Source organism: Rhodopseudomonas sp. B29, from assembly GCF_000333455.1.
Taxonomy (GTDB): domain Bacteria; phylum Pseudomonadota; class Alphaproteobacteria; order Rhizobiales; family Xanthobacteraceae; genus Rhodopseudomonas.
Window position 1 is genome coordinate 1 of record NZ_BADD01000662.1, and the last position, 1512, is coordinate 1512.

At 63.2% G+C, this 1512-nt stretch carries 1 protein-coding gene; it reads right to left on the reverse strand.

Annotated elements, in window-relative coordinates; genetic code table 11:
* On the reverse strand, positions 1–1508 hold a 1508-nt coding region (locus I5M_RS23795), incomplete at its 3' end, for a glycosyltransferase family 4 protein (protein WP_051048826.1).
* Positions 1509–1512 lie beyond the last annotated feature (4 nt).

Here is a 1512-nt window from a genome sequence, read left to right on the forward strand (position 1 = left end):
GCCCAGCGGCGACGCGACGCACTGCTATCGTTGCGACGGGCCTCGCCGAGCGCCCACAGCGTGCGGCCGTGGCTGTCCTCGGAGCCACTGGCTTCCAACCAGCTTCGATTGAAGCCCATGAAGTTGCGAAAGCGGCCGTTGTCCGGATTCCAGGCATGTTGAATGAACGCCGCGAAGCGGGCGGTCATCACATCCGGTAGCGGCTGTTCGCCCGGATTGTTGAGCGCGCAGGCCAACAGCAGCGCGCGCGCATTGTCGTCGACGCAGTAGCCGTGCAGCCGATCGGGCACCGAATACACGGCGTGTTGAAACAACCCGGTATCGTCGCACATCGACAGAAAGTGGCCGAGCGGCATGGCCGGCGCCGCCGAGCCGCGCCATTCGGCGATCTTGACGGGCTGCGGAACGGCCCTGAGCCAGTGGCCCTGCCGTGCATCGTCGAAGGCAGCCGTGTAGACGCCGGCGGTGCGCTTCCAAGTCATCGACCGGCTGACCTCATAAGCACGCCGACCGATCGCCAGACGACGAGCGTCGTCGGTGAGCAATTCGGCGATCTCGCGACCGATCGCGGCGACGTCGCCGAACGGAACCAAGATGCCGCGGTCGTCGGCCAAGAGTTCGCTGGCGTGCCAATACGGCGTGGAGACCACCGGCTTGCCGAGCCCGAAGCTGTAGGCGAGCGTCCCCGACGTCATCTGCGCTTCGTCCAGATAGGGCGTGACGTAGACGTCGCACATCGAAATGAACTGGATCAACGTGGCCAGATCGACGAACTGATCGGAGAAAACGACATGATCTTCGATATTAAGCGTGCGCACGCGTGCCAGCAGGCTTTCGCGATAGGCTTCGCCCTGATCGCGGACCAGATTGGGATGCGTCGCGCCGAGCACGACATAAACCGCGTCAGGGCAGCGCTTCACGATCGACGGCATCGCATCGATGACGACTTCAATGCCCTTGTTGGGTGACAGCAAGCCGAAAGTCAGCACGACCGATCGTTCGCTGAAACCACATTTGGCCTTCGCCGCATCGGGCGACGCGAAGGCGACGTCCGGAATGCCGTGCGCGATGACCTCGATCTTGTCGTCGGCGACCCGATATACGGAGCGCATCAGCTCGCGACCCTTGTTAGTCATCACGATGACCCGGGCCGATGCCTCGACGATCCGTTCCATGACTCGGCGCTGCGCCGCGGTCGGCTCGGCGAGCACGGTGTGAAACGTCGTCACAACCGGCATGGTGAGGCGCGACAGCACGAGGAGAAGATGTTCTCCCGCCTCCCCGCCGAAGATGCCGAATTCGTGCTGCAGACAAACCGCGTCGAACTGACCGGCATTCAGCACATCCGCCGCCCGCTCGTAGTCCTCGATTACGTCCTCCCTGATCTGGAAGACGACCGAAGCAGGGTAATCGTAAGTCTTAGCGCGATCGGTCATCGCCACGATCACCGTTTCGAGGTCCGGATGCGAAGCCTGTACGGCCTCCTGCAGGTCGGTGGGAAGGGGCAATCCC